Here is a 24,402-nt window from a genome sequence, read left to right as displayed (position 1 = left end):
GCGCCGAGGCGTCCGCGGCGGCCTGGGCGCGGACGGCGGCGACGCGGAGACCCGCCGCGGCGAGCGCTGCGGTCACCACGAGGAGCGTCACGCCGACGACCATCGCCACCACCACCGTCGCGGACCCGCGCTCGGTCACCGGCCGGCCTCGGCCGCGCACCCGGTGGCGCCGAGCGGGACGGCTGCGAACGGGCCCGTCGCTCCCCGTTCGGCCCGGACGCAGACCACGCCGTCGCCGCGGTGCACCGTGACGTCGGCTCCGGGCGCGAGCTGCGCGACCGCCGCCAGGCCGGCGTCGTCGTCACCGCGGCCGTACGCCCGTGCCGCGGTGGCCGCAGCGACCTCGAGACGACCGACGGCGTCCACGACGAGCACGGCCGCGACGAGCGAGGTCAGGACGAGCGCGACGACGGGGAGCACGACCGCGAACTCGACGCTCACCGAGCCGCGTTCCCCGTCCGGCCGACGGCGGTCAGAGGGAGAGCGCACCACGGACGAGTTCCGTGAGGAGGCTCTGGACCTCGCCGGAGCGCATCACCGCGACGAGCACGCCGGCGAACGCCACCGCCGCGAGGATCACGACGGCGTACTCGGCCGTGGCCGATCCGCGGTCGTCGTCGAGCCGTCGCCAGAGCCGGCTGCCGCGGGGCTGGTGGTCGTGCTGGTGCTGGGTGGTCGGTGTGTCGGTCATGGGGTCGTCCTTCCTGTTGCCGTGCTGTCAGCCTCGCTGCGTCCGGGGCTCGACACCGGGCCGGCCACCGGATCTGTGGAGGATCACCCCACGTCGACGACGGTGGAGGAGAGGACGCCCGCCACCACCGGTACGACCCCGACGAGGACGAAGGCGGGCAGGACGCACACGCCGAGCGGCAGGACGAGCCGGACCGCGAGACGCTCGGCCGCGGCGAGCCCCGCGGCTGCGGCGTCGTCACGGACGTCCTCGGCCGCGGCGCGGAGGAGCGTCGCCGCGGGTACCCCGGCGCGCTGGGCCAGCGCGAGGACGTCCCGGAGGTGGTCACCGTCCGACGCCCGCCACGGTCGGTCGGCGAACGCGGCCCGGACGGCCGCACCGCCCTCCGCCCACGAGCCGCCGCCGGACACGGCGACCGCCCAGGCGTCGAGGAGCACGCCTGGCAGGTGTCCGTCGGGGATCGCGGCGCGGACCAGGCGTGCGCTCCAGGTCCGACCGAGCGCGACGAGCACCGCGGCGAGGAGCAGGCAGGTCCACCCGATCGGGGACGCGACGAGCACCCGGACGGCGCCGGACCCCCACGTCGACCCGAGGACGAGGCCGAGCAGGGGCAGCGCGAGGACGACGCGGGCGCTCGCGCGCGGCCCGGCGAGGGCGACGAGGACGGCACGGTCGGACGCCGCCGAGCGCCGGAGGGCCGCGGCGAGCGCGCGGACGGTGCCCGCCGACGGAGCGCCGGTCCGTTCGGCGACCCGGAGGACGGCGGCCACGTCCTCCCACCCGGGACCGCCGTCGTCGGGGAACCCGCCCACCAGCGCCCACGCGCGGGGTGGCGGGACCCCCGCGGCGACGAGGGTGGCGACGCGGTCGAGGGTCCTGGCCGCGGCGGCGCCGTCGGCTCGCTCGCCGCGGCTGCCCGACCGCGCGGCGGCCAACCGGCGGACCGTCACCGGCCCGCGGCTCACCGTGACCGATCCACGGGACGCACCTCGAGCCTCCCGTCCGGACCGATGCGGACCGCTCCGACGGCCGCCAGCCGACGCTGCCCGCCGTGGCGCTCGACGTGGAGCACCAGGTCGAGCGCGCTCACCGCCTGCCGAGCGAGCGCTTCCGGCCCGAGCCCGGCCAGCGTGCCGAGCGCCTCGAGCCGTGCCGCGACGTCGGCGATCCCGTTGGCGTGCACCGTCCCCGCTCCCCCGTCGTGACCGGTGTTCAGCGCGGAGAGGAGCTCGCGGACCTCGGCACCCCGGCACTCCCCGACGACGATCCGGTCGGGACGCATGCGCAGTGCCTCGCGGACGAGCCGGTCGAGCCCGAGGGCGCCGGCCCCCTCGGCGTTCGCCTGTCTGGCCTCGAGCGCGACGACGTGCGGGTGGTCGATCCGGAGTTCGGCGACGTCCTCGACGGTGACGATCCGCTCGTCGGGCGGGACGGCCGAGAGCATCGCCGCGAGCAGGGTCGTCTTGCCGCTCCCCGTCGCCCCGGTCACGAGCACGTTGCGGCGCTCGTCGACCGCACGCTCGACGACCGACCGCGGGATCCGTCGGAAGGCCCCGAGCGCCTCGAGCGACGCGAGGGTCGGTCGGTCGGCTGCGGGCAGTCGGATCGAGATCGCGGTGCCGGTCACCGAGACGGGCGCGAGCACGACGTGCACCCGGATCCCGTCGCCGTGGCGGACGTCGACGCACGGCGTGGTCTCGTCGACGTGCCGTCCGCCGCGTGCCACGAGCTCGGTCGCGAGTTCCCGGACACGCGCCTCGGGCAGGACCGGTCCGGCCCGTCCGAGTCCGGTGCCACGGTCGACCCAGGTCCCGCGACCGCCGACGACGAGGACGTCGGTGACGCCGGCGTCGTCGACGAGGGCGGCGAGCTCCTCGAACTCGGCCGCGAGGACGTCGCGGCGTCGACGCGGTCGTGTGGTGCCGGGCAGGAACGGGGGGTCGGCACGGTGTCGGTGCATGCGACCAGACAGTAGGGAGCAGCACCCGTCGGGTCCGCGTCCACCATCCCCGCTGTGGAGGATTGCGCGGGTGACGAGCAACGGACCGATTTGTCCCCCGGTACGCAAACCCGTACCCCAGTCGGTGTCCCGACGGACCGTCGACCGTCGAACGGCCCGGGATCGCTCCCAGCCTGCCCGGTGCGACGGAGCGGCCGCCCCACGGAGCCGGATCGGATCGATGCAAGAGCATGGACAGGTCTGTCCACTCTTCGGCGTCCCCGTGCGGATCGACGTCGAGTGCGTGCCGGCGGACGAAGCGTCCGGCGAACGAACTCGCCCGGAAACGAGAAGAGGCGGCACCGGTTGGGGGGAACAGGTGCCGCCTGGACATCGGTGGATTGGGGGGAATCCGAACCGTTGCCGCCGGAAACGAGTCCAGCGGGATCTACTGTACCCCATGATCGGCCGCCAGGAGCAACCCCCGGGACGACTTCCGGGCGTGCCGCCTGCACGCCGTGAGCGAACACGTCACGGCCCGGCTCGACACGACCGGCCACGGGACCACGCACGAGGACCCCGTCCCGTCCCTTCTGCCCCGCGGAACCGCGCCGGGACGGACCGCTCACCGCGGCCCTGGACGCGGGGTAGTCTCCGACTGCACCCCTGCCGCAACGACGCGAAAGGACCTCGATGTCCGCTCCGACCCAGACCGACCCCCGCCACGACGGAGCCAACGGCGACGGCCCCGACGCCGGTGACCACGGCACGTTCCCCCCGTCGCCGGAGTTCGTCGCCGACGCCGTCGCGCACGAGGACCTGCACGAGGCAGCCGCGGCCGACCGCGAAGCGTTCTGGGCCGACCAGGCACGGGGGCTCCTCGACTGGCGCACGCCGTTCACGCAGACCCTCGACTGGTCCGGCGCGCCGTTCGCGAAGTGGTTCGCCGACGGCACGCTCAACGTCGCCGAGAACTGCCTCGACCGGCACGTCCGCGCCGGCCACGGGGACCGGGTCGCCATCCACTTCGAGGGCGCCCCGGGCGACACCCGTCGGATCACCTACGCGGAGCTCACCGCCGAGGTACAGCGCGCCGCCAACATGCTCACCGACCTGGGCGTCGGGCAGGGCGACCGGGTCGTCGTCTACCTCCCGCTCATCCCCGAGGCCGTCGTCACGATGCTCGCCGTCGCCCGCATCGGTGCGGTCCACTCCGTGGTGTTCGGCGGGTTCAGCGCCGAGAGCCTCCGTGCCCGCATCGAGGACGCCGGGGCGAAGCTCGTCGTCACGGCGGACGGCGGCTGGCGCCGTGGTGCGGTCTCACCGCTCAAGCCCGCCGTCGACGAAGCACTCGAGGGCGAGGGCACCGACAGCGTGGAGCACGTCCTCGTCGTCAAGCGCGGCGGAAACCAGATCGCCTGGAACGACCGTGACCTGTGGTGGCACGACGAGTTCGCGAAGGCCGCTCCGGAACACGCCGCCGAGGCGTTCCCGGCCGAGACGCCCCTCTTCATCCTGTACACCTCGGGCACGACCGGGAAGCCCAAGGGCATCGTGCACACCTCCGGCGGGTACCTCACCCAGGCCGCGTACACGCACAAGAACGTGTTCGACATGCACCCCGAGAAGGACGTCTACTGGTGCACGGCCGACATCGGATGGATCACCGGGCACTCCTACGTCGTCTACGGCCCCCTCGCGAACGGTGTCACGCAGGTCCTCTACGAGGGCACGCCCGACGAGCCGAAGCCCGGCCGCTGGTGGGACCTCGTCGACTCCTACGGCGTGACGGTCCTCTACACGGCGCCGACGGCGGTGCGCGCGGCGATGAAGGCCGGCCGCCAGGTCCCCGAGGCCCGCAGCCTCGAGACGCTCCGGCTGCTCGGCAGCGTCGGCGAGCCGATCAACCCCGAGGCGTGGCAGTGGTACCGCCAGGTGATCGGCCACGACCGCACGCCCATCGTCGACACGTGGTGGCAGACCGAGACGGGGGCGATCATGATCTCCGCCCTGCCCGGCGTCACGAAGCTCAAGCCCGGTGCCGCCCAGACGCCGCTGCCCGGCATCGTCGCCGAGATCGTCGACGACGACGGCAACCGCGCCGACCCGGGCGAGAGCGGCTACCTCACCATCACCGAGCCGTGGCCGTCGATGGCGCGCGGCATCTGGGGCGACCCGGACCGCTTCGTCGAGACGTACTGGTCGCGGTTCCCCGGCCGCTACTTCGCCGGCGACGGCGCTCGGCTCGACGGCCAGGGCGACATCTGGATCCAGGGACGCGTCGACGACGTGATGAACGTCTCCGGCCACCGGCTGTCCACGGCCGAGATCGAGTCCGCCCTGGTCGGCCACGAGGGCGTCGCCGAGGCGGCCGTCGTCGGTGCCGCCGACGAGACCACCGGGCAGGCCGTCGTCGCCTACGTCATCCTCACCGCCGAGGCAGCGGCCGACGTCGACCGCGACGCCGCCGCGAAGGAGCTCCGCGACTGGGTCGGCAAGCGGATCGGTGCGATCGCGAAGCCGCGTCAGGTCGTCATCGTCCCCGAACTGCCGAAGACACGGTCCGGCAAGATCATGCGCCGCCTGCTGCGCGACGCGGCCGAGGGTCGCCGCATCGGCGACACGACGACGCTCGCCGACCCGACGATCATGGCGACCATCGCGGAACTCATGTAGCGGGGACGACGCGAGCCGCGCCTCCAGGCTGGTCTGCCAGGAGGCGCGGCTCGCGTCCGTCGTGGTGCCGACGGTCCGTCAGGACGTCAGTTCCACCACCAGTTCGACCTCGACCGGCGCGTCCAGCGGGAGGACCGCGACGCCCACCGCGCTCCGCGCGTGCACGCCGGCGTCCCCGAACACGTCGCCGACCAGGGTCGACGCGCCGTTCGCGACGCCCGGCTGTCCGGTGAAGGACGGATCGGACGCGACGAACACCGTGACCTTCACGACACGGGCGACCCGGTCGAGCGAGCCGGCGACCGACTCGACGGCGGCGAGGGCGTTGAGCGCGGCGACGCGCGCCTGGGCGGTCGCGGTCTCGGCGTCCACCGTCGCACCGACCTTGCCGGTCACCGGCAGCGCGCCGTCCACGAAGGGCAGCTGCCCCGCGGTGTAGACGTGGTCACCGCTGACGACCGCGGGGACGTAGGCGGCCACGGGAGCCGCGACGGCGGGGAGCGTCAGGCCGAGCTCGGCGAGCCGGTCTGCGACGCTCACGCGTCCGCCTTCGGGCGCTTCAGGTACGCGACGAGGCCGCCTTCGGGGCCGGTGACGACCTGGACGAGTTCCCACCCCTCGTCGCCGAAGTTGTTCAGGATGGCGGTGGTGTTGTGGATGATCAACGGGGTCGTGAGGTATTCCCAGCGAGTCATGGAGATCCTTGCCAGCCTTTCAGTCGGCGGTGTCGTTTAGGCTGCATCCTATGTCTGCCCAGAAGACGTCTGCCTCGCGGACCAAGCCCGTCTCAGCAGTCGGCGCCTTCGTCGGATTCGTCGGTTTCAGCGTGCTCGCCGGTCTGCTCGTCACGATCGGCGTCACCCCGGCCATCGCGGTCGCCGGTGTCACGACGACGTCGACGATCGGCGTGTTCGAGTCCCTGCCGGAGTACATCGAGATCGGTGACCTCCCGCAGCGCAACGAGCTGTACGCGTACCAGGGCGGCAAGAGCGTGCACTTCGCGACGGTCTACGACCAGAACCGTCAGGAGCTGCAGTTCGACCAGATCAGCGACCAGCTGAAGAACGCGGCCATCGACGGCGAGGACAAGCGCTTCTACGAGCACGGCGGCGTCGACATGACCTCGCTCGTCCGCGCGGGCGTGGGCTCCCTCGCCGGCGGCCTCGGCGAGTCGGGCGGTGGGTCGACGCTGACCATGCAGCTCGTCCGCAACATCAAGATGAACCAGGCGCTCGAGCTCACCACGCCGGAAGAGCGTCTGAAGGCCTACAACGACGCCGTCGAGCAGACCATCCCCCGCAAGCTCGAGGAGATGAAGCTCGCGATCGGCCTCGCGAAGAAGTACACCCACAAGGAGATCCTCACCGGGTACCTCAACATCGCGTACTTCGGCGACCAGACCTACGGCGTGCAGGCCGCGGCTCAGCACTACTACAACAAGAGCGCGACCGACCTCACCCCGGCCGAGGCCGCCTCGATCCTCGCGATCGTGCAGTCCCCGAACACGCGCAACCTGTCGAACCCGAAGTACTACGACGCCAACGTCGCGCGCCGCAACGTCATCCTCAAGTCGATGTACGCGCAGAAGCACCTGACGAAGGCCGAGTACGACGAGGCCGTCAAGTCGAACCCGAAGGACTACGTCCACCTGACGCAGCCGTCCCAGGGCTGCAAGGCCTCGGTCGGCGACGGCTCGCAGTTCTTCTGCGACTACGCGGTCCAGGTCGTCAAGGAGATGTCGCAGCTGGGGGCCACCCAGAAGGAACGCGACACCGCGTGGCGCAACGGCGGCTACAAGATCCAGACGACGCTCGACATCGACGCCAACGCGCAGCAGAAGCAGGTGCTCAACACCTACGACAACAAGGCCGAGACGAACTTCAAGCTCGGCGCCGCACTCGACTCGGTCGAGGTGAACACCGGCCGCATCCTGACGATGGCCCAGAACAAGGACTACGACCAGTCGCTGCAGTCCCCGCCGACGTCGACGTCGATCAACTACAGCGTCGACAAGAAGTACGGCGGCGGCATCGGCTTCCAGGTCGGCTCGACGTACAAGCTCTTCACGCTCCTCGAGTGGTTGAAGGCGGGCCACGGCCTGAACGAGACCGTGAACGGCACCCCGCACAACACCTCCGTGTGGCAGCACTGTGGTGAGCCCACCTACGGCAACTGGGCCCCGAAGAACGACTCGGCGGGCGAGAACGGCAACTACACGGTCGCCCGCGCCACCGCCCTGTCCGTGAACGCGGCGTTCGCGTCGATGGCTGCCAAGCTCGACCTCTGCGACATCAAGCAGACCGCCGAGGACCTCGGCGTGCACTCGGGCGACGACAAGACCGAGCTCAACTCGTACCCGTCGTCGATCCTCGGCACGAACAACATCGCGCCGCTGACGATGGCCGCCGCGTACGCCGGCGTCGCCAACAACGGCACCTTCTGCGAGCCCATCGCGATCGACAACGTCACCAACGCCGAGGGCAAGAGCCTGGGCGGCCAGCCGAAGACCTGCAAGCAGGTGCTCGAGCCCTCCGTCGCACAGACGGCCGTCTACGCGATGAAGGGCACGATCTCCGGCGGTACCGCGGTCGGCGCCCAGACCTACGACGGCACCCAGCTGTTCGGCAAGACGGGCACCACCGACGACGCCGACCAGATCTGGCTCGTCGGTTCCAGCTCGCGGGTCGCCACGGCCTACTGGCAGGGCAACACCGACGGTGGCAAGAACAACCTCCGGCACTACAGCAACGGTGTCAACGGCACCTACGCCAGTGCCCGCGCGGGCGTCTGGCGACAGGCGCAGACCCCGATGAACGCCCTGTACCCGGCAGGCCCCTTCACGGACCCGTCGTCGTCCGCCCTGCGCGGCAACGCGAAGGCCGTCCCCGACGTGACCGGCAAGACCGCTGCCGAGGCCAAGGCCGCGATCACGGGCGCCGGGTTCACCTACGTGGACGGTGGCGCGCAGCCCGGCTCCGCGAAGGCCGGCACCGTCTCCTCCACGTCGCCCTCGGCCAACTCGCTGCTCTCGAACGGCTCGAGCGTCACCGTGTACACGTCCGACGGCTCGCAGATCGTGATGCCGGCGATCGCCGGTGCACCGCTCGACACGGCCCGGTCGAAGCTCAACCAGCTCGGGTTCACCAACGTGACGATCTCGAAGGAGTACGTCAAGGGCGGCGGTGACAAGGAGTGCCGTGTCGCGACGGTCGACCCGGGTGTGCACGCCGCGGCCAGCAAGGACTCCGCGGTGACGCTGACCCTGTACGGCGACAAGAACGGCAAGGCGCCCAAGGACTGCAAGTGAGCCGCGGTCGCGCCGCGCTCGGCATCGCCGCAGCGGGCGCGGCCGTCGGTGCCGCCTCGGCGGCATGGGGCACGCTCGTCGAGCGACGGCGGTTCGGCATCCGCTGGGAGACCGTCCCGGTGCTGCCGGCCGGCTCGCGCGACGTCACGGTCCTGCACCTGTCGGACATCCACATGGCGCCCTGGCAGGCCGACAAGCAGCAGTGGCTCCGCGACCTGAGCCTCGTCGAGCCGGACTTCGTCGTGAACACCGGCGACAACCTCGGGCACGCCACGGCCAACGCCGCGGTGGAGTACGCGCTCGAGCCCTTCCGCGGTGTCCCCGGGGCGTTCGCGTACGGCTCGAACGACTTCTACGCACCGACGCCGCGCAACCCGTTCAAGTACTTCACCGGTCCGAGCGCCCACCACCACGGCAGCCGGCCGGTCGAACTCGACATCGATCGTCAGACGGCGTTCTTCGAGTCGCTCGGGTGGCTCGACGTGAACGACCACGCGCACGCCGTCGAACTGCGTGGTTCGCGGTTCGAGCTGTTCGGCACCTCCGACGCGCACCGCGACTGGGATCGGCTCGACCTGCTGCCGACGAACGTCGACGAGATGCGCGGGGACGTGCCCTGGTCCGAGGACGAGGACGGCCCCTCCCCCGTGGCCATCGGCATCACCCACGCGCCGTACCGCCGGGTGCTGGACGCGTTCGTCACCCAGGGCGCCGACGTGATCTTCGCGGGCCACACCCACGGCGGGCAGGTGCAGGTGCCGGGCGTCGGCGCGCTCGTCACCAACTCCGACCTCCCCCGCCGGTACGTCAGCGGACTGCACAAGTGGCAGCACCGTGGGCACTGGTCGTGGCTCGAGGTCTCCGCCGGCATCGGGACGTCGATCTACGCGCCCGTCCGGTTCGCGTGCCGTCCGGAAGCCGTGGTCGTCACCCTCACCGCCCGCACCGACTGAGGACGACGCGCCCGGGAGTTCGCCGGATGGTCACGACCACCCCCGATCATCGGATAGACTTCTCGGGTTGCTCCGGTACGGAGTGACCACACCACGGGGTGTGGCGCAGCTTGGTAGCGCGCCTCGTTCGGGACGAGGAGGTCGCAGGTTCAAATCCTGTCACCCCGACACTGTGTTGAGACAGTACGAAGAAGGCCCTGGTTCTCCGGAACCAGGGCCTTCTGCTTTGCTGCTGCAGTCCCACCCAGGCATGCCCGTCGACGTCGTGTCCGGTCCTCGTTCGGGTAGCGTGGTCGTGCCATGCAGTACTCGACGGACCAGCTCGCCGCCGTGGTCGACCAGCTCGGGGCACAGTTCCCGGAGCTGGCCGAGGACCCGGTGATGGCCGAGAGTCTCGCGGACAACGTGACGTCGATGATCGGCGAGGCCCACGCCCGGTACGCCGTCGGCGCCGGTTCCGGCATCGTGAGCGACGCGTTCCTCGACCCCGAGCACCTCGCCACGGGTGCCCTGCACGCCGAGCAGTCCCTGCACCCCGCCGGTGCGATGCTCGCGGCGGAGATGCTCTTCGACGCCTACCTGCCGGTGTTCGTCGAGGAGGTCGGGGCGGTCGAGACCCCCGATGTCCTCCGCGCCGCCCGCGCGCTCCACGCCGGGATCTGGAACCGGTTCCCCGCCGGGGCCATCGCCTACACCGAGGCGCTCCGTCAGCGCGCCAGCAGCGCGCACATGGACTCACGGGCGCAGATTGCCCGGGACCTCCACGACCGGATCGCGCACTCGATCCTCGCCGGCGTGCAGCGCGTCGACCTCGCCCTGCTCGCGGAGACGGCACCCGACACCGCAGCAGACGCCACCGCAGCCCCCGGCTCCGCGGCAGACGCCACCGCAGCAGACGCCAGCGCAGCCACCGGCTCCGCGGCAGACACCACCGCAGCAGACGCCAGCGCAGCACATGGCACGGCAGCCCGCGGCGGCGGCGCGGACGCCGGCACGGCCGATCGGCACGCCCAGCTGGAGGACGCGGCGAAGCTCCTCCGCGGGGCCCTCGGCGAGCTGCAGGACCTCGCCGTGGCGCTGCGGGCCCGCGTGGGCGACGACCGGCTCGACGACGCACTGGCCCGCCACCTGACCGACCTGTTCCCGGAGGACGCGGCGGTCTCGATCACCTCCACAGGGACGCCGGTCCCGATGCCGAGCTGGAAGTCCGAGGAGGCCCTGACGATCCTGCTCGAGGCACTGACGAACTGGCGCAAGCACGCCCCGGACTCAACCGCCACCGTCACGTTCGCCTGGTCGCCGCGTACCCTCACGGTCACCGTCTCGGACGACGGACCGGGCTTCGACGACACCGAGGAGCGCAGGGGACGGCTCGGGCGTCGGACGATGCTCGAGCGCGCCGCGGTCATCGGCGCCCGGTGCACCGTCACGAGCCGCCCCGGCGCGGGGACCACCGTCGAGCTCTCCGTCCCGATCGGTGCCCTGTGACGGCGACCGACGTGGTGCACGTCGCGCTCGTCGACGACCACCACCTCTTCCGCGAGGGACTCGCCGCGATCCTCGGCGCCCGCCCGCAGATCCGGGTCGTGATGCACGGCGCGCGACCGTCCGACGTCCTCGACTCGGCGGAGGCCGCCGCGGTCGACGTGCTCCTGCTCGACGTCGAACTCGACGGCCCACCGGCACGCACCACGATCGCCTCGCTGCGCCGGACGCGTCCGGACATCGCGATCGTGGTGCTGACGATGCACCGTGACGCGGTCCTCCGCCGCACGCTCCTCGCGGCCGGGGCCGCCGACTTCGTGACCAAGACGACCCCGAGCGGCGAACTGGTCGATCGGATCGTCCGCGCGGCGGCCGGACGGTCCTCGGCACGGCCGACCCCTCCCACCGACCCGCTGCTGAGCGACCGTGAGCTCGAGGTCCTCCGGCTCGTCATGCGCGCGCACACGAACGCCGAGATCGCGGCGGACCTCGGCATCGCCGTCGGCACGGTCAAGCGACACGTCTACAACGTCTTCCGGAAGCTCGAGGTCGGTTCCCGCGTCGCCGCGATCACGGCCGCGCGACGCCTCGGCGTGGTCGACTGAGCAGCGTCCGACCGGCGCAGAGCCCTCGCGGGACGACGCGTGGCGGTGCCGACCGCGCTAGGCCGACGTGACCGCCGGCTCCCCCGCTGCCACGAGTCGGCCCTCCGCGTGCAGCCGGGCCACGACCTCGAGCGCCTGGTGCCGGTACCGCGCCTGCGCGGCACCCGGAGCGACGATCACGCCGTTCGCCCCGGTCGAGGCGACGAGGGCGTTGATCTTCGCCGCGACCTCGTCGGCGGAGCCGTACGCCTGTCGCTCGGTCCGCGCCTGGATGAACCGACGCTCGAGGTCGGAGAACTCGTACGCGCGTGCCTCCTCCATCGACACCGGCTCGGGCTTCGCGCCCTGCCGCATGCGGATGAACGAGATCATGCCCGGCGCACTCTGCTCCTCGATCACGGCCGGGTCCTCGTCGGTGACGACCTGCACGCCGATCAGGGCGTTCGGCTCCGAGCGGAAGCGCGAGGGCCGGAACGCGTCCCGGTACAGCGCGAGCGCTGCCTCGGTGTTGTCCGACGCGAAGTGGTGTGCGAAGGCGAACGAGACACCCAGGGCCCCCGCGACCTGCGCGCTGTACCCGGAGGACCCGAGCAGCCAGAACTCCGGCACGTCGCCGTAGCCCGGCACCGCCCGGATGCGGGACAGCGGGTTCGACTCGTCCATGCCGGTGAAGAAGCCGATGAGGTCGGCCAGACGCTCCGGGAAGTCGTCCACGTCGAGCCGGTCGGTGCGGCGCAGGGCCATCGCCGTCGCGCCGTCGGTCCCCGGGGCACGCCCGAGGCCGAGGTCGACCCGGTCGCCGTACAGCGCCCGGAGCGTGCCGAACTGCTCGGCGACGACGAGGGGCGCGTGGTTCGGCAGCATCACGCCGCCGGAGCCGATCCGGATCGTGGAGGTCGCGGCCCCCACGGCGCTCAGCAGCACCGCCGGCGCGGACGACGTGATGCCCGGCATGCCGTGGTGCTCGGCGACCCAGAAGCGCTCGTAGCCGAGCTGCTCGGCGCGCACCGCCATGTCGATGGAGCCCTGCAGGGCTTCGGTGTTGGACTGGCCGTACTCGCGGGTCGCCAGGTCGAGGACGGACAGGTGCACGGATGCGTCGCTCATGCAGTCGCCAACGTCGGCGGCGCGACGCGCATTCCGCACCACGTGCGGGTCTGGAGGCGCGGTGCGGGCCCGCACCGCGCCTCCAGGCCGCCGGACGGCCCGGTCCACGGCACGCGACCCGCCCGCGCGGACGGACCCGTCAGGCGCCGTCCAGGCGCCCACCGGACTCGGTCAGGTAGCAGTTGGCGCACAGGGACTCGTAGGTGACGTCGACGCCGTCGATCGCGACCTGCGACCCGTCGAAGACGAAGCGTCCGTCGACCTTGCGCGCGTTGAAGACCGCCTTGCGGCCGCAGCGGCAGATGGTCTTCAGTTCCTCGAGGGAGTGCGCCACCTCGAGCAGGCGAGCGCTGCCGGGGAACGCCTCGGTGCGGAAGTCGGTGCGGATGCCGTAGGTGATGACGGGCACCTCGTCGAGGACGGCGATGCGCAGCAGGTCGTCGACCTGGCGGGGCGTGAGGAACTGCGCCTCGTCGACGAGCACGCAGCTGACCGGCCGGACCATGCCGTCGAGCCGGGCGGACTCGGGATCGGTCGCACCGGCCTCGGTGACGGCCCGTCGGACGTCCGCCTCCGGCGAGAACACGATGTCGACCGTCCGGGTCACCCCGAGGCGCGACACGATCTCACGATCGCCCTTGGTGTCGACGGACGGCTTCGCGAGCAGCACCCGGTGACCGCGTTCCTCGTAGTTGTACGCCGCCTGCAGGAGCCCCGTGCTCTTGCCGCTGTTCATGGCGCCGTACCGGAAGTAGAGCTTCGCCACTACGCGAGGAACCCGTCCTCGGCCGCCCGACGGATGAGGTCGGACTTCTTCGACGCGGGCCGACCGACCTTGCTGTACTTCTCACGCACGCGACGCAGGTACGTCTTCGCGGTCTCGTACTGCACGTTCATCTGCGCGGCGACCTCGTTCGTCGAGTAGCCCGACACGTACAGGCGCAGGGCTTCCTCTTCGCCGTGGCTGAGCTTCGGCCGCTGGTGCGCGTTCGCACCGGTGGGCAGTGGACGCCAGTCGCGCTGCGGCGGGGTGTCGCGGGCGACGCCCATGATCTCGCGTGCGACGTCCATGACCTCGCGCATCGGCAGCGACTTCGACAGGAAGGCCGCGGCGCCCGCGGCGAGCGCACGATCGCGGGACTCACGGCTGTCGACGCTGGACAGGACGATGACCTTCGCGCCGGCGGCACGGCAGGTGCGCACGCGGGCCTCGATCGAGACGGGCTCCTTGAGCTGGAAGTCCAGGAACACCAGGTCCGTCGGGAAGTTCTCGCTGTGCACCATCTCGAGCCACGTGTGGGCCGTCAGCGCGAGGTCGAAGTCGAACGCGTTCACCGCGATCCAGCTCGACAGGCTGTCCAACAGCACCTCGTGGTCGTCGAGGATCGCCAGCCGCACGCGTCGTGTCCCCGGGTTCGGCAGGGCGGGCGTGCCCTCCGTGATCCGGCTCGGGTCAGTGCTGGTCATACGAGAACCTTAGTGCGAGGGCGGAGGGTCGGACCGCGACGTCCAGATCGGGGAACGTCACGCGGAGGACCGCGAAGTAGGGGTCGAAGGTGCGGTGGATGCCGACGTCCGAATCGTCGACGGCGAGGTCGATGGCGACGGACACGGTGCCCGCCGTCGGCCGGTGCGTGGTGCCCGTCGGTGGGCCCTCGCCGCGGGGCCCGGCAGCGTCCGGACCGGCGTCGTCCGACCCCGTGCGCCGGATCGTCGCCCGGAAGCCCGCCGGGTCGACCGTGGCCGCACGCAGCGCGGCTCGCAGGAACGTCCGGACGACGGTGCGCTGGTCGGCGTCGAGGGTCGCGATGAGTCCGTCCGGGTCGTCGACGACGGCATCCGGGCCGCCCTCGGACCGGACGGCCTGCTCGAACCAGGTGCGGTCCGCGTCGGCGACCATCGCACGACGGATGCCGTCGGCGATCGCCCGGGCTTGGGCGCGGTCGGCATCGGTGATGACCGCCTTCGTGCGGAGCTCGGCGAAGAAGGGGGCGACGTCCCGCGTGAGGATCGTCGTGCGGTCCTGCTGCACGCTGGCGTCGATGCCGTCGCGCTCCGCACGCTCGACCGAGTACGAGCCGGCGCGGATCTGCACCCGCTCGGCGAGCCCCGCGAACGTCCACGCGAACGCGACCGAGGCGGCGGTGAGCACGAGCGTCGGCGCCGCAGCCAGGAACGCGGCGACGCCGGTCGGCACCTCGGCGGGGAACACGGACGCGGCGACGCCCCACGAGGCACCGGTCACGACCGCGAGCACGAGCCCGCCGACGGCCAGGTCCGACCACGGCCGGTACGGCGCCGTCATCACGATCCCGGTCGCGCAGAGCAGGGACATGAAGTCGTTCAGGGCGTTCCGGTCCGGACCCCACTGCGCGGCGATGCTCGTGACCGTCGCCGCCGCGAGGAGCAGCACGTGCACCGCGAACGCCCACCGTGGGAAGGGTGCGCGGAACGGACTCGACGCGACGAACACCACGGTGCCGGAGGCCGCGAGCAGCAGCACGGTGAGGGCGCTCAGCGTGGGACTGCCGACGACGTCACGGTCGAAGACGGAGGCGAGCAGCGCCCAGAGCACACCCGAGGCGCCGAGGACGATCGCCAGCGGACGGGACCCCATGGCGCCGAGCGGGTCGTACTGCTGCGCGGTGCGGGCGGTGTCCCGCTCCGGTGCCGGGCGCGTCATCGGGTCACCTCGGTGCCGGCGTTCGGCGTCACCGGGGTCGTCCCCGTGACGACCCCGTAGGGCACCGACATCATCACGCTCGTGCCCGAGCCCGGCGACGACCACACCTGCACGTCGCCGCCGACGCGACCGATGCGCTCGCGGACGGAGCCCCGCAGACCCATCCGGTCCGGGCTGGTGGCGGACTCGTCGAAGCCACGCCCGTCGTCGACGACCATCAGCGTGCACGCGACGCCGTCGTCGAACACGCTCACCTCGGCCGCGTCGGTGCCGGCGTGCTTCCGGACGTTCGCCAGGCACTGTCCGACCGCACGGAGCACCGCGGTCATCGCGGCCTGTTCGAGGCGCACGAGCGCTGCCGGATCGCCGGTCACCGTCACGTCGAGCCCGAGCGCACGGTGCTCGTCGATCATCTGCTCGAACGCCCGGACCGCGGCGCCCGGTTCGGGACGGGCCGGGCGTGCGCTCGGGGCGAGCCACTCCTTGCCGGTGAGCATCGCGACGTCCGCCTCGACCGTGCGGGCGAGGTTCGGGTCCATCGGACCGTCCGGCGCCAGGGCGATGGCGCCGAGGTGGTTGAGGACCGTGTCGTGCAGGATGGCCGACGCCTCGGCCTCGACCCCGGCGCGGTACGCCGAGACGTGCTCCTCGCGCGCGGAGCGGAGGAGCTCGGGCTGCACGCGTCGGGACCGGCCGGTGTTCCGGCTCGTGACGAGCACGAGGGCGATGACGAACGCGAGGGTCACCCACGCAAGCACGAGGGGGTGTGCCGGACCGCCCGCCTGCGCGACCGCGATCGACGTCGCGACCCGACCGACCACGAACCCGGCGATCGACCACAGGGCCACCCGACCCGCGACCGCGCCGGCACCGCCGACGAGCACGAGCGGGATGATCGCCAGGGACAGCAGGTACGAGGCGACCCACCCCGTGGGGACCTCCCGCTGCACGACGACGGCGAACCACCACGCGCACACCCCGCCGACCGCGAGGAAGGCGATCGCCGAGCGCCAGGTGCCGAACTGCACGTGGACGGCGATCATGCCGAGCATCGGGACCAGGGCCAGGACGGCGCTGACCACCCGGACGTCCGGCTCGGCCAGCCGGTAGAGCACCAGGGCGATCGCCGCGGCGGCGAGCGAGCCGACGGCGGCGGCGTGGAAGGCGCGCACGGTCGACCACGCGTTGACTCGCGGAGCGAGGTGCGTGGGGATGCCGAGCACGGGTGGGGGTCCTTCCGGACGAGGGGAACGCCGCCCACGATCCAACCACCGTTGGCGCGATCGTGTACCCCGATTGTCGGAGCGATCGGCGACCCGCTCGATGATACCGGCACACGGAGGTTCCCGGTGTCCCCCGAACGCGGAAGCGCGCCGCCGCTACCCGACCCGGTCAGAAGAGCGTCGGCAGCGCCGGTTCCACCCGTGGTGCGAGGCGCTGGTCGAAGCCCGGGTCCGCGCGCTTCAACGGTGAGGTGGTCGGCCGGGACTGCTCCTCGAACGGCGACGGTCCGGAGACCGCGCCCACCGTCGTCGTGGGCGCTGCCCCCGGGCCTGCGCCCGCCGGCGCCGCGAGCCCTGCCCCCGGGACTGCGCCCGCCGGCGTCGTGGGTGCTGCGCCCGCGTTGACCAGCCGGTTCGAGAACCCCATCGAGCCGGTCGTCGGGTCGACCGTGCCGAGCCCCATGCCGTGCGCCCGCAGGATCGGCCTCACCCGGTCGGCCAGCCAGCGTCGGTAGTCCTTCGGCGCGTACGTGTTGTCGAGGTACATGGAGCGGTAGCGCTCCACGAGGTCCGGCCGGGTGCGCTGCAGCCACGCGGACCACCACGGCTTCACCCCTGGGCGCAGGTGGAGCGCCGAGTACATGACGCTCGACGCGCCGGCCGCCGCTGCTCGACCGATCGCGTCGTCGAGGTGCGCACGGGTGTCGGTGATGTACGGCAGCACCGGCATGAGGAACACCGAGCACGTCAGGCCGGCGTCGCGGATCGCCCGGACCGTCGCCAGACGCGCGGCCGTCGTCGGCGTGCCGGGCTCGACCTGCTGCTGGAGTTCGTCGTCGTACACCGCGATCGACATCGCGAGGTCGACCGGCACCGAGCGTGCGGCCTCGACGAGCAGCGGGACGTCCCGCCGCAGCAGGGTGCCCTTCGTCAGGATGCTGAAGGGTGTGCCGGACTCGGCGAGGGCGCGGATCACGCCCGGCATCAGGCGGTACTTGCCCTCGGCGCGCTGGTACGGGTCGGTGTTGGTGCCGAGCGCGACGGGGTGGCGGTCCCAGCTGGGCTTCCGCAGCTCACGCCGGAGGACGTCGGCCACGTTCGTCTTCACGACGATCTGCTGGTCGAAGTCCGCTCCCCCGTCGAACTCGAGGTAGGTGTGCGTCGGGCGGGCGAAGCAGTACACGCAGGCGTGGCTGCACCCGCGGTAGGGGTTGATCGTCCAGCCGTACGTGCCGCTGCCGTCCGCCGCGGGGACGCGGTTGAGTGCGCTCTTGGCGAGCACCTCGTGGAAGGTGACACCGGCGAACTCCGGCGTGGTCACACTCCGGACGAGCCCACTGTTCGACTCGAGCCCGGGGAGCGCATCGCTCCGCGTGGCATCGATCGCCTGACCACTCCACCGCATGCCGCTATTCGAACACATGTTCGAACGACCCGCAAGCCGGTGGACGTCAGTGGTGGAGTCCGAGCACCCTCGCCGTGCGCTCGAGCGTCGCGTCGGCGAGCTCCGGGTCGGATCCGAGGTCCTGCCCGTAGGTCGGCACCATCACGCGCACCGCGGCTTCCCAGCGGTCCCAGCGGTCGGGGAAGCACTTCCGGAGCATGCCAAGCATGATCGGCACGGCCGTGGAGGCGCCCGGGCTCGCGCCGAGCAGCCCAGCGATCGAGCCGTCGGCCGAGGTGATCACCTCGGTGCCGAACTGCAGCACCCCGCCCTTGTCCTTGTCCGGCTTGATGACCTGCACGCGCTGCCCGGCGGTGATCCGGTGCCAGTTCTCCGGCTCGGCGCTCGGCATGAAGTCGCGGAGGGCGTCGAACTTCGTCTGCTTCGAGGCGAGCAGCTGCCCGACGAGGTACCGGACGAGGTCGAAGTTCGAGAAGGCCACGCTCAGCATCGGCCGCAGGTTGTGCGGACGGATCGACTTCACCAGGTCGAACAGCGAGCCCTGCTTGAGGAACTTCGGGCTGAACCCGGCGTACGGCCCGAACATGAGCGAGGAGTTGCCGTCCACGATCCGGGTGTCGAGGTGCGGCACCGACATCGGCGGGGCACCGACGCTGGCCTTGCCGTAGACCTTCGCCGCGTGCTTCTGCACGACCTCGGGGTCGTCCGTGCGGAGGAACTCGCCGGACACGGGGAACCCGCCGTAGCCACGGATCTCGGGGATGCCGGACTTCTGCAGCAGGTGGAGGGCGCCGCCACCGGCTCCGACGAAGACGAACTTCGCCGCGATCCGCTGCGTCGACCGACCGATCTCGTTGCGGACGTCGAGCACCCAGCCCTCGCTGACCGTCGAACGGGTCAGCTTCGTGACCTGGTGCGAGGGCTCGAACTCGACGCCGTCGATCTCGAGCTGGTCGAAGAGCTGGCGGGTGAGCGAACCGAAGTCGACGTCGGACCCGGCGGCCGAGTACGTCGCCGCGATCGGCTGGTCCTTCTTGCGACCGGGGATGAGCGCCGGTGCCCACTGCCGGATCTGCTGCGGGTCGTCGGAGAACTCGAGCCCGGCGAAGAGCGGGTGGTCCTTCATCGCCTCGTACCGCTTGCGCATGTACTCGACGTTGTCGGCGCCCCAGACGAACGAGATGTGCGGCGTGGGGTTGATGAAGTTCGACGGTTCCGGCAGGTCACCGGTCTCGACGAGGTGCGCCCAGAACTGGCGCGAGACCTGGAACTGCTCGTTGACGGTCACGGCCTTGCTGATGTCGACGCGACCGTCGGCGAGTTCGGGCGTGTAGTTCAGCTCGCAGAGCGCGGAGTGCCCCGTCCCGGCGTTGTTCCACGGGTTCGAGCTCTCCTGCGCGACGGTGCCGAGGCGCTCGTAGACGCGGATCCGCCAGGTGGGTTCGAGCCGGTGGATGATCGCGCCGAGGGTGGCGCTCATGATCCCTCCCCCGACCAGGACGACGTCGATGGGGTCCACCTGCTTCACTGCCACCAGACGATCCTACCGGCGTCGGCTGACAAGCCGAGCCGAGAACGCCGGGAGGCGCGGTGCCGGTCCGGCACCGCGCCTCCTGGATCGCGTCGGGTTACGCGGCGACCGTGCGGCGCGCGACGATCGTCTCGGCGATCTGCACCGCGTTCAGCGCGGCGCCCTTGCGCAGGTTGTCGTTGCTGACGAAGAGCGCGAGCCCGTGGCCCTCGGGGGCGGACTGGTCCGCACGGATGCGACCGACGAAGGACGGGTCCTGTCCGGCGGCCTGCAACGGCGTCGGCACCTCGGCGAGCTCGACACCCGGTGCGGCGGCGAGGAGCTCCGTCGCGCGCTCCGGCGACAGCGGCCGGTCGAACTCGGCGTTGACCGAGATGGAGTGCCCGGTGAAGACCGGCACGCGCACGCAGGTCCCCGCGACGAGGAGGTCCGGGAGCTCGAGGATCTTGCGGCTCTCGTTGCGGAGCTTCTTCTCCTCGTCGGTCTCACCCAGCCCGTCGTCGACGATGCTGCCCGCGAGCGGGACGACGTCGAAGGCGATCGGGCGGACGTACTTGACCGGCTCGGGGAACGTCACGGCGGATCCGTCGTGCGTGAGCGCGGCGGTGTCCTGTTCGAGGGCCGCACGCGCCTGGCCGAGCAGCTCCTCGACGCCGGCGAGCCCGGAGCCCGAGACCGCCTGGTAGGTGGTGGCCACGAGGCGGCGCAGACCGGCCTCGGTGTCGAGCACCTTGAGGACCGGCATGATCGCCATCGTCGTGCAGTTCGGGTTCGCGATGATGCCCTTCGGCGCGTCGTCGATGGCGTGCGGGTTCACCTCGCTCACGACGAGCGGGACGTCCGGGTCCATGCGCCAGGCGCTGGAGTTGTCGACGACGAGCGCACCCGCGGCGGCGAACTTCGGCGCGAGGGCACGCGAGGCGGTCGCACCGGCCGAGAACAGCGCGATGTCGATGCCCGACGGGTCGGCGGTCTCGGAGTCCTCGACGACGATCTCGCCCCCGCGGAAGGGCACGGTGGTGCCGGCGGACCGGGCGCTCGCGAAGAACCGGACCTGGTCGGCCGGGAACGCGCGCTCCTCGAGCAGACGGCGCATCACGGCGCCGACCTGGCCGGTGGCGCCGACGACGGCGACGGTGAGGGTGCTCATGCGGTGCTCCTGACGGGTCAGCGGCCGGTGCCGGCGTAGACGACGGCCTCGGAGTCGGCGTCGAGGCCGAACGCGTTGTGCACCACGCGCATCGCCTCGTTGAGGGTGTCGGCTCGGGTCACGACCGAGATGCGGATCTCCGAGGTGGAGATCATCTCGATGTTGATCGACGCCTCGTGCAGGGCACGGAACAGCGCGGCCGAGACGCCCGCGTTCGTGCGCATGCCCGCACCGACCAGGGCGAGCTTGCCGATCTGGTCGTCGTACTGGATGCCCTCGAAGCCGATGTCGGACTTCTCCACGCCCAGGGCGGTCAGGACGCTCTGGCCCTGGTCCTTCGGGAGCGTGAACGAGATGTCGGTGCGGCCGTTCGACGCCGACACGTTCTGCACGATCATGTCGATGTTCGCGCCGGCACGGGCGACGATCGTGAAGATCTCGGCGGCCTTGCCCGGGGTGTCGGGCACGCCGACCACGGTGATCTTGCCCTCGGAGAGGTCTCCGGCGATGCCGGTGATGATCGGTTCTTCCACGGTTTCCCCCTCTGCAGGGTTGTAGACGATGGTTCCCTCGGCGTTGCTGAAGGAGGAGCGGACGTGCAGGGTGACGCCGTGCCGACGGGCGTACTCGACGGCACGGATGTAGAGGACCTTGGCGCCGGACGCCGCGAGCTCGAGCATCTCCTCGCTGGTGATGCGGTCGACCTTCTTGGCCTTGGACACCACGCGGGGATCGGCGGTGAAGATGCCGTCGACGTCGGTGTAGATCTCGCAGATGTCGGCCTCGAGCGCCGCCGCGAGGGCGACCGCCGTCGTGTCGGAGCCGCCGCGGCCCAGCGTCGTGATCTCGCCCGTCGTGCGGTTGAAGCCCTGGAACCCCGCGACGATCGCGACGTGCCCGGCGTCGAGCGCCTCGCGCACGCGCTTCGGGGTGACGTCGACGATGCGCGCCTTGCCGTGCTGGGCGTCCGTGAGCATGCCCGCCTGGCTGCCCGTGTACGAGGACGCTTCGACACCGAGGCTCTTGATCGCCATCGCCAGGAGCGCCATCGAGATGCGCTCCCCCGCGGTGAGGAGCATGTCGAGCTCACGGCCGGCGGGGATGGGCGTCACGGAGTGCGCGAGGTCGACGAGCTCGTCGGTCGTGTCGCCCATCGCGGAGACGGCCACGACGACGTCGTTGCCGGCCTTCTTCGTCTGGACGATCCGCTTCGCCACGCGCTTGATGCTCTCGGCGTCCGCGACGGACGATCCACCGAACTTCTGCACGATCAAGGCCACTGGTTGGTACTCCCGGGGACGACGGTTCCGCGACTGTCACGCGGTCTCATGATGGTAGTCGGTGTTTCGAGGATGTTGCGTCGGAGCCGGTGCAGACGCAACGATCCTGCGCGCCCGTCCGGCCCGGTCGGTCAGCCGCCGACGACCCGACGGCCCTCGAACGCGCGGCCGAGGGTGACCTCGTCGGCGTACTCGAGGTCGCCGCCGACCGGCAGACCGGACGCGAGCCGCGTCGTGCGGATGCCCATCGGCACGAGCAACCGGCTGAGGTACGTCGCCGTGGCCTCGCCCTCGAGGTTGGGGTCGGTGGCGATGATGACCTCGTCGACGGTGCCGTCCGCGAGCCGCGTCATGAGCTGCTGGATCCGCAGGTCGTCCGGGCCGATGCCGTCGATCGGGCTGATCGCGCCGCCGAGCACGTGGTACAGCCCACGGAACTCGCGGGTGCGCTCGATCGCGGCGACGTCCTTCGCCTCTTCCACGACGCAGATGACGGCCGGGGACCGACGCGGGTCGCGGCAGATGCTGCACTGCACGTTCTCGGTGACGTTGCCGCAGATCTCGCAGAAGCGGACCCGCTCCTTGACGTCCGCCAGCAGCTCGGAGAGCCGGCTCGGGTCGAACGACTCGGTCTGGAGGATGTGGAACGCGATGCGCTGCGCCGACTTCGGCCCGATGCCGGGGAGGCGACCGAACTCGTCGATGAGGTCCTGCACGATGCCGTCGTACATCAGGCGCCTTCCTCGTGGAGGGAGGTCTCCTCGATGAACTGAGCGTTCAGGATCTCACGGACGACGGCCTCGCCGTAGCGACCCGCGACGGGCGTCCGCCGGACCTGGGGTGCCGGTGCGGCTGGGCGCTGCGGCGCCGACTGGCGCGGCGCGCTCTGCTGCGGAGCGCTCTGCTGCGGAGCGCTCTGCGGGGCCGGCGGCGCATCGGGGTAGGGCTCGCCGTCGCCGTACGGGTCGTCGTCGAGCGGGTAGTCGTCCACCGGGACGTCCGGGGCGCCGACCGGGCCGCCCGCGGGAGGCGCGGTGTCCGATGCCGCGGCAGCCTGCCCAGCCACGTCCGGCGTCGCCGGCGCCTGGGGTGCCGCGCCCTGAGTCGCGGCGTTCGGCTGTGCGGCGTCGTGCTGTGCGGCGCGCTGCTGTGGGGCGGCACCGAGCGCGGACGCCGGGCGGAGCTGTGCCGCGAGGGCAGCGTCCGCGCGCGGGTCGGACACGGTCTGCACGGGGGCGACCGGCTCGCCGGTGTCGGTCGTGCCGAACGGCGCCGACCACGAGGGCTCGCCACCCGCGGTCGGGTCGGCAGCGGGGATGGTCGCGACGGCCCACTCGGTGACCGGCGCGCCGGACGGCTCCGGGGACGCGGCGGGACGGGACTGCGTCGGGCGCGGATCGGCGTCTCGCGGCGCCTCGGCCGCAATGGGAGCCCGGGTCTGACCCTGGGCCTGCGCCGGTCGCGCGGTGGCTGCGTCCGGACGAGCCGAGGTCGGTTCCGGGCTGGTCGACCGAGCGCCCTGCCGGGACGGCGCTGCGTCGGGTCGGGCCTCCGCAGCGTCGTGCGGCGCCGGCGCGGGCGTCGCGTCCGGGCCGCCGGGCGCGGCGTCCTGGCGATCGGCACCGGACCGTGCGACGGGTGCGATCGGTGCCGGGTCACCGCTCGGCGCAGCGCTGGACGTCGGCGCGGTGCTGGATTCCGGCGCGGGGCTGGACGGCGCAGGGCTCGATGTCGGCGCGGGGGTCGCGGTGGCTCCGGCGTCGGACACCGGACCGGCGGCCGGCGTCGTCCGCTGCCCGATGCCCTGCGGCGGCTGGGCTCCGGGCTGCTGCGGCGGACGCTGCTGGCCGGGGCCCCCCGGACCGCGTGCGACGAACTTCACGCGCAGGCCGAGCACGTCGACGATCGCGGCGCGGAGGAGCTCGCTGACGCTGGTGCTCGGGTCGGACATCTCCTTGAACGAGGCGACGTCCTGGTGACTCGGGAACGTGAGGGTGAGGACGTCGTCCCGCAGCGCCGTGACCTGCGCCGTGACGACGACGGACCATGCAGAACGCTTCTGGTGCTGGACGTGCTCGACGATCTGCGGCCAGGAGTCGCGGAGCTGCTGGAACCCGACGGCGCCGATGGGACGCACGGCCGGTTCGTCGCCGGCGACGGTGCCCTGACCGGTCGAGGACGCGTTCGCGGTCCCTGCGGCGGGGGTCGGGGTCACGCCAGCAGCCGGCGCGGGTGCGGGTTCGTCCACGGGCGCCTCGGGCGCACTCGGCACCGCGGCTGCCCACGAGGCGGTCGCGTCCCGAGCGGTGGCGCCGGGGTCGGCGGCAGGGGCCGCGTCACCGCGACGTACCGGGGGAGCGTCAGGGC

Annotated in this window: 21 protein-coding genes, 1 tRNA gene and 1 pseudogene; 6 read left to right on the top strand and 17 right to left on the bottom strand. The window is 72.0% G+C overall.

Translation table 11 applies throughout. From position 1 onward, the window contains the following. Positions 1 to 135 precede the first annotated feature (135 nt). From ACNQOV_RS16365 to ACNQOV_RS16350, 4 genes are all read right to left on the bottom strand, one after another. Entirely contained in the window at positions 136 to 441 is a 306-nt protein-coding gene (locus ACNQOV_RS16365) for a hypothetical protein (RefSeq protein WP_049973497.1), read from the bottom strand. Positions 442 to 472: 31 nt separating this feature from the next. Continuing rightward, complete coding sequence (locus ACNQOV_RS16360) at positions 473 to 691, bottom strand: DUF4244 domain-containing protein (RefSeq protein ID WP_416395852.1); 219 nt, start codon at positions 689 to 691, stop codon at positions 473 to 475. Between the two features lie 83 nt (positions 692 to 774). After that, positions 775 to 1,656: a type II secretion system F family protein gene (locus ACNQOV_RS16355; RefSeq protein WP_416395850.1), complete on the bottom strand. Its 882-nt coding sequence runs from the start codon at positions 1,654 to 1,656 to the stop codon at positions 775 to 777. Then, the gene (locus tag ACNQOV_RS16350) at positions 1,653 to 2,651 is read right to left on the bottom strand and encodes a TadA family conjugal transfer-associated ATPase (RefSeq protein WP_416395848.1); all 999 of its coding nucleotides are present in this window, start codon (positions 2,649 to 2,651) and stop codon (positions 1,653 to 1,655) included. The genes ACNQOV_RS16355 and ACNQOV_RS16350 overlap by 4 nt, the downstream gene beginning before the upstream one ends. A gap of 672 nt (positions 2,652 to 3,323) precedes the next feature. Between ACNQOV_RS16350 and acs the strand changes: the two genes are divergently transcribed. Beyond that, entirely contained in the window at positions 3,324 to 5,306 is a 1,983-nt protein-coding gene (acs, locus tag ACNQOV_RS16345) for an acetate--CoA ligase (protein ID WP_416395846.1), read from the top strand. 78 nt (positions 5,307 to 5,384) lie between these two features. Here acs and ACNQOV_RS16340 read toward each other — a convergent pair whose 3' ends face one another. After that, positions 5,385 to 5,846 (bottom strand): RidA family protein, encoded by a 462-nt coding sequence (locus ACNQOV_RS16340; protein ID WP_022907078.1) that lies wholly within the window; start codon positions 5,844 to 5,846, stop codon positions 5,385 to 5,387. Next, positions 5,843 to 6,001, bottom strand: coding sequence for a hypothetical protein (locus ACNQOV_RS16335; RefSeq protein WP_022907077.1), 159 nt, complete (start codon positions 5,999 to 6,001; stop codon positions 5,843 to 5,845). Before ACNQOV_RS16335 ends, ACNQOV_RS16340 begins: the two co-directional genes overlap by 4 nt. Before the next feature lie 50 nt (positions 6,002 to 6,051). Here ACNQOV_RS16335 and ACNQOV_RS16330 point away from each other — a divergent pair, with 50 nt between their 5' ends. The 5 genes from ACNQOV_RS16330 (at position 6,052) to ACNQOV_RS16310 (ending at position 11,656) form a co-directional block, all read left to right on the top strand. After that, positions 6,052 to 8,613, top strand: coding sequence for a transglycosylase domain-containing protein (locus ACNQOV_RS16330; protein WP_402268356.1), 2,562 nt, complete (start codon positions 6,052 to 6,054; stop codon positions 8,611 to 8,613). After that, positions 8,610 to 9,566, top strand: coding sequence for a metallophosphoesterase (locus ACNQOV_RS16325; protein WP_416395844.1), 957 nt, complete (start codon positions 8,610 to 8,612; stop codon positions 9,564 to 9,566). The genes ACNQOV_RS16330 and ACNQOV_RS16325 overlap by 4 nt, the downstream gene beginning before the upstream one ends. Before the next feature lie 94 nt (positions 9,567 to 9,660). Continuing rightward, a tRNA-Pro gene (locus tag ACNQOV_RS16320) sits at positions 9,661 to 9,734 on the top strand. A 132-nt stretch (positions 9,735 to 9,866) separates the two neighbouring features. Further along, positions 9,867 to 11,054, top strand: a complete 1,188-nt coding sequence (locus ACNQOV_RS16315; RefSeq protein WP_416395842.1) for a sensor histidine kinase — start codon at positions 9,867 to 9,869, stop codon at positions 11,052 to 11,054. After that, positions 11,051 to 11,656 carry a response regulator gene (locus ACNQOV_RS16310; protein WP_416395839.1) on the top strand — a complete coding sequence of 202 codons (606 nt, stop codon included), beginning with the start codon at positions 11,051 to 11,053 and terminating at the stop codon, positions 11,654 to 11,656. Before ACNQOV_RS16315 ends, ACNQOV_RS16310 begins: the two co-directional genes overlap by 4 nt. Positions 11,657 to 11,713: 57 nt before the next feature. Here ACNQOV_RS16310 and ACNQOV_RS16305 read toward each other — a convergent pair whose 3' ends face one another. The 11 genes and pseudogenes from ACNQOV_RS16305 to ACNQOV_RS16255 form a co-directional block, all read right to left on the bottom strand. Next, positions 11,714 to 12,763 (bottom strand): LLM class flavin-dependent oxidoreductase, encoded by a 1,050-nt coding sequence (locus ACNQOV_RS16305; protein ID WP_416395837.1) that lies wholly within the window; start codon positions 12,761 to 12,763, stop codon positions 11,714 to 11,716. Between the two features lie 139 nt (positions 12,764 to 12,902). Next, positions 12,903 to 13,529 carry a thymidine kinase gene (locus ACNQOV_RS16300; protein ID WP_402268369.1) on the bottom strand — a complete coding sequence of 209 codons (627 nt, stop codon included), beginning with the start codon at positions 13,527 to 13,529 and terminating at the stop codon, positions 12,903 to 12,905. Then, complete coding sequence (locus ACNQOV_RS16295; protein WP_022908021.1) at positions 13,529 to 14,230, bottom strand: response regulator transcription factor; 702 nt, start codon at positions 14,228 to 14,230, stop codon at positions 13,529 to 13,531. The genes ACNQOV_RS16300 and ACNQOV_RS16295 overlap by 1 nt, the downstream gene beginning before the upstream one ends. Beyond that, a complete protein-coding gene (locus ACNQOV_RS16290) occupies positions 14,217 to 15,446 on the bottom strand; it encodes a hypothetical protein (protein WP_416395834.1) in 1,230 nt (409 codons plus the stop codon). The genes ACNQOV_RS16295 and ACNQOV_RS16290 overlap by 14 nt, the downstream gene beginning before the upstream one ends. Continuing rightward, positions 15,443 to 16,669 carry a sensor histidine kinase gene (locus tag ACNQOV_RS16285; RefSeq protein WP_416395833.1) on the bottom strand — a complete coding sequence of 409 codons (1,227 nt, stop codon included), beginning with the start codon at positions 16,667 to 16,669 and terminating at the stop codon, positions 15,443 to 15,445. The genes ACNQOV_RS16290 and ACNQOV_RS16285 overlap by 4 nt, the downstream gene beginning before the upstream one ends. Positions 16,670 to 16,838: 169 nt before the next feature. After that, a complete protein-coding gene (locus ACNQOV_RS16280) occupies positions 16,839 to 18,074 on the bottom strand; it encodes an Rv2578c family radical SAM protein (protein ID WP_416395831.1) in 1,236 nt (411 codons plus the stop codon). Positions 18,075 to 18,120: 46 nt separating this feature from the next. Further along, positions 18,121 to 19,608, bottom strand: a complete 1,488-nt coding sequence (locus ACNQOV_RS16275; RefSeq protein WP_031263020.1) for a malate:quinone oxidoreductase — start codon at positions 19,606 to 19,608, stop codon at positions 18,121 to 18,123. A gap of 94 nt (positions 19,609 to 19,702) precedes the next feature. After that, positions 19,703 to 20,755 carry an aspartate-semialdehyde dehydrogenase gene (locus ACNQOV_RS16270; protein WP_416395828.1) on the bottom strand — a complete coding sequence of 351 codons (1,053 nt, stop codon included), beginning with the start codon at positions 20,753 to 20,755 and terminating at the stop codon, positions 19,703 to 19,705. Positions 20,756 to 20,772: 17 nt separating this feature from the next. Continuing rightward, positions 20,773 to 22,035: an aspartate kinase gene (locus ACNQOV_RS16265; protein ID WP_416395826.1), complete on the bottom strand. Its 1,263-nt coding sequence runs from the start codon at positions 22,033 to 22,035 to the stop codon at positions 20,773 to 20,775. 131 nt (positions 22,036 to 22,166) lie between these two features. Continuing rightward, positions 22,167 to 22,766, bottom strand: coding sequence for a recombination mediator RecR (recR, locus tag ACNQOV_RS16260; protein WP_022908014.1), 600 nt, complete (start codon positions 22,764 to 22,766; stop codon positions 22,167 to 22,169). Then, a pseudogene (locus tag ACNQOV_RS16255) lies at positions 22,766 to 24,402 on the bottom strand (hypothetical protein); the annotation flags it as partial. The gene recR and the pseudogene ACNQOV_RS16255, both read right to left, overlap by 1 nt.

Origin of the sequence: Curtobacterium sp. LFS084, assembly GCF_047977705.1 — a bacterium.
GTDB lineage: Bacteria > Actinomycetota > Actinomycetes > Actinomycetales > Microbacteriaceae > Curtobacterium.
The sequence above is the reverse complement of the archived record's forward strand: the minus strand, read 5'-3'. Positions and strand labels throughout refer to the sequence as shown.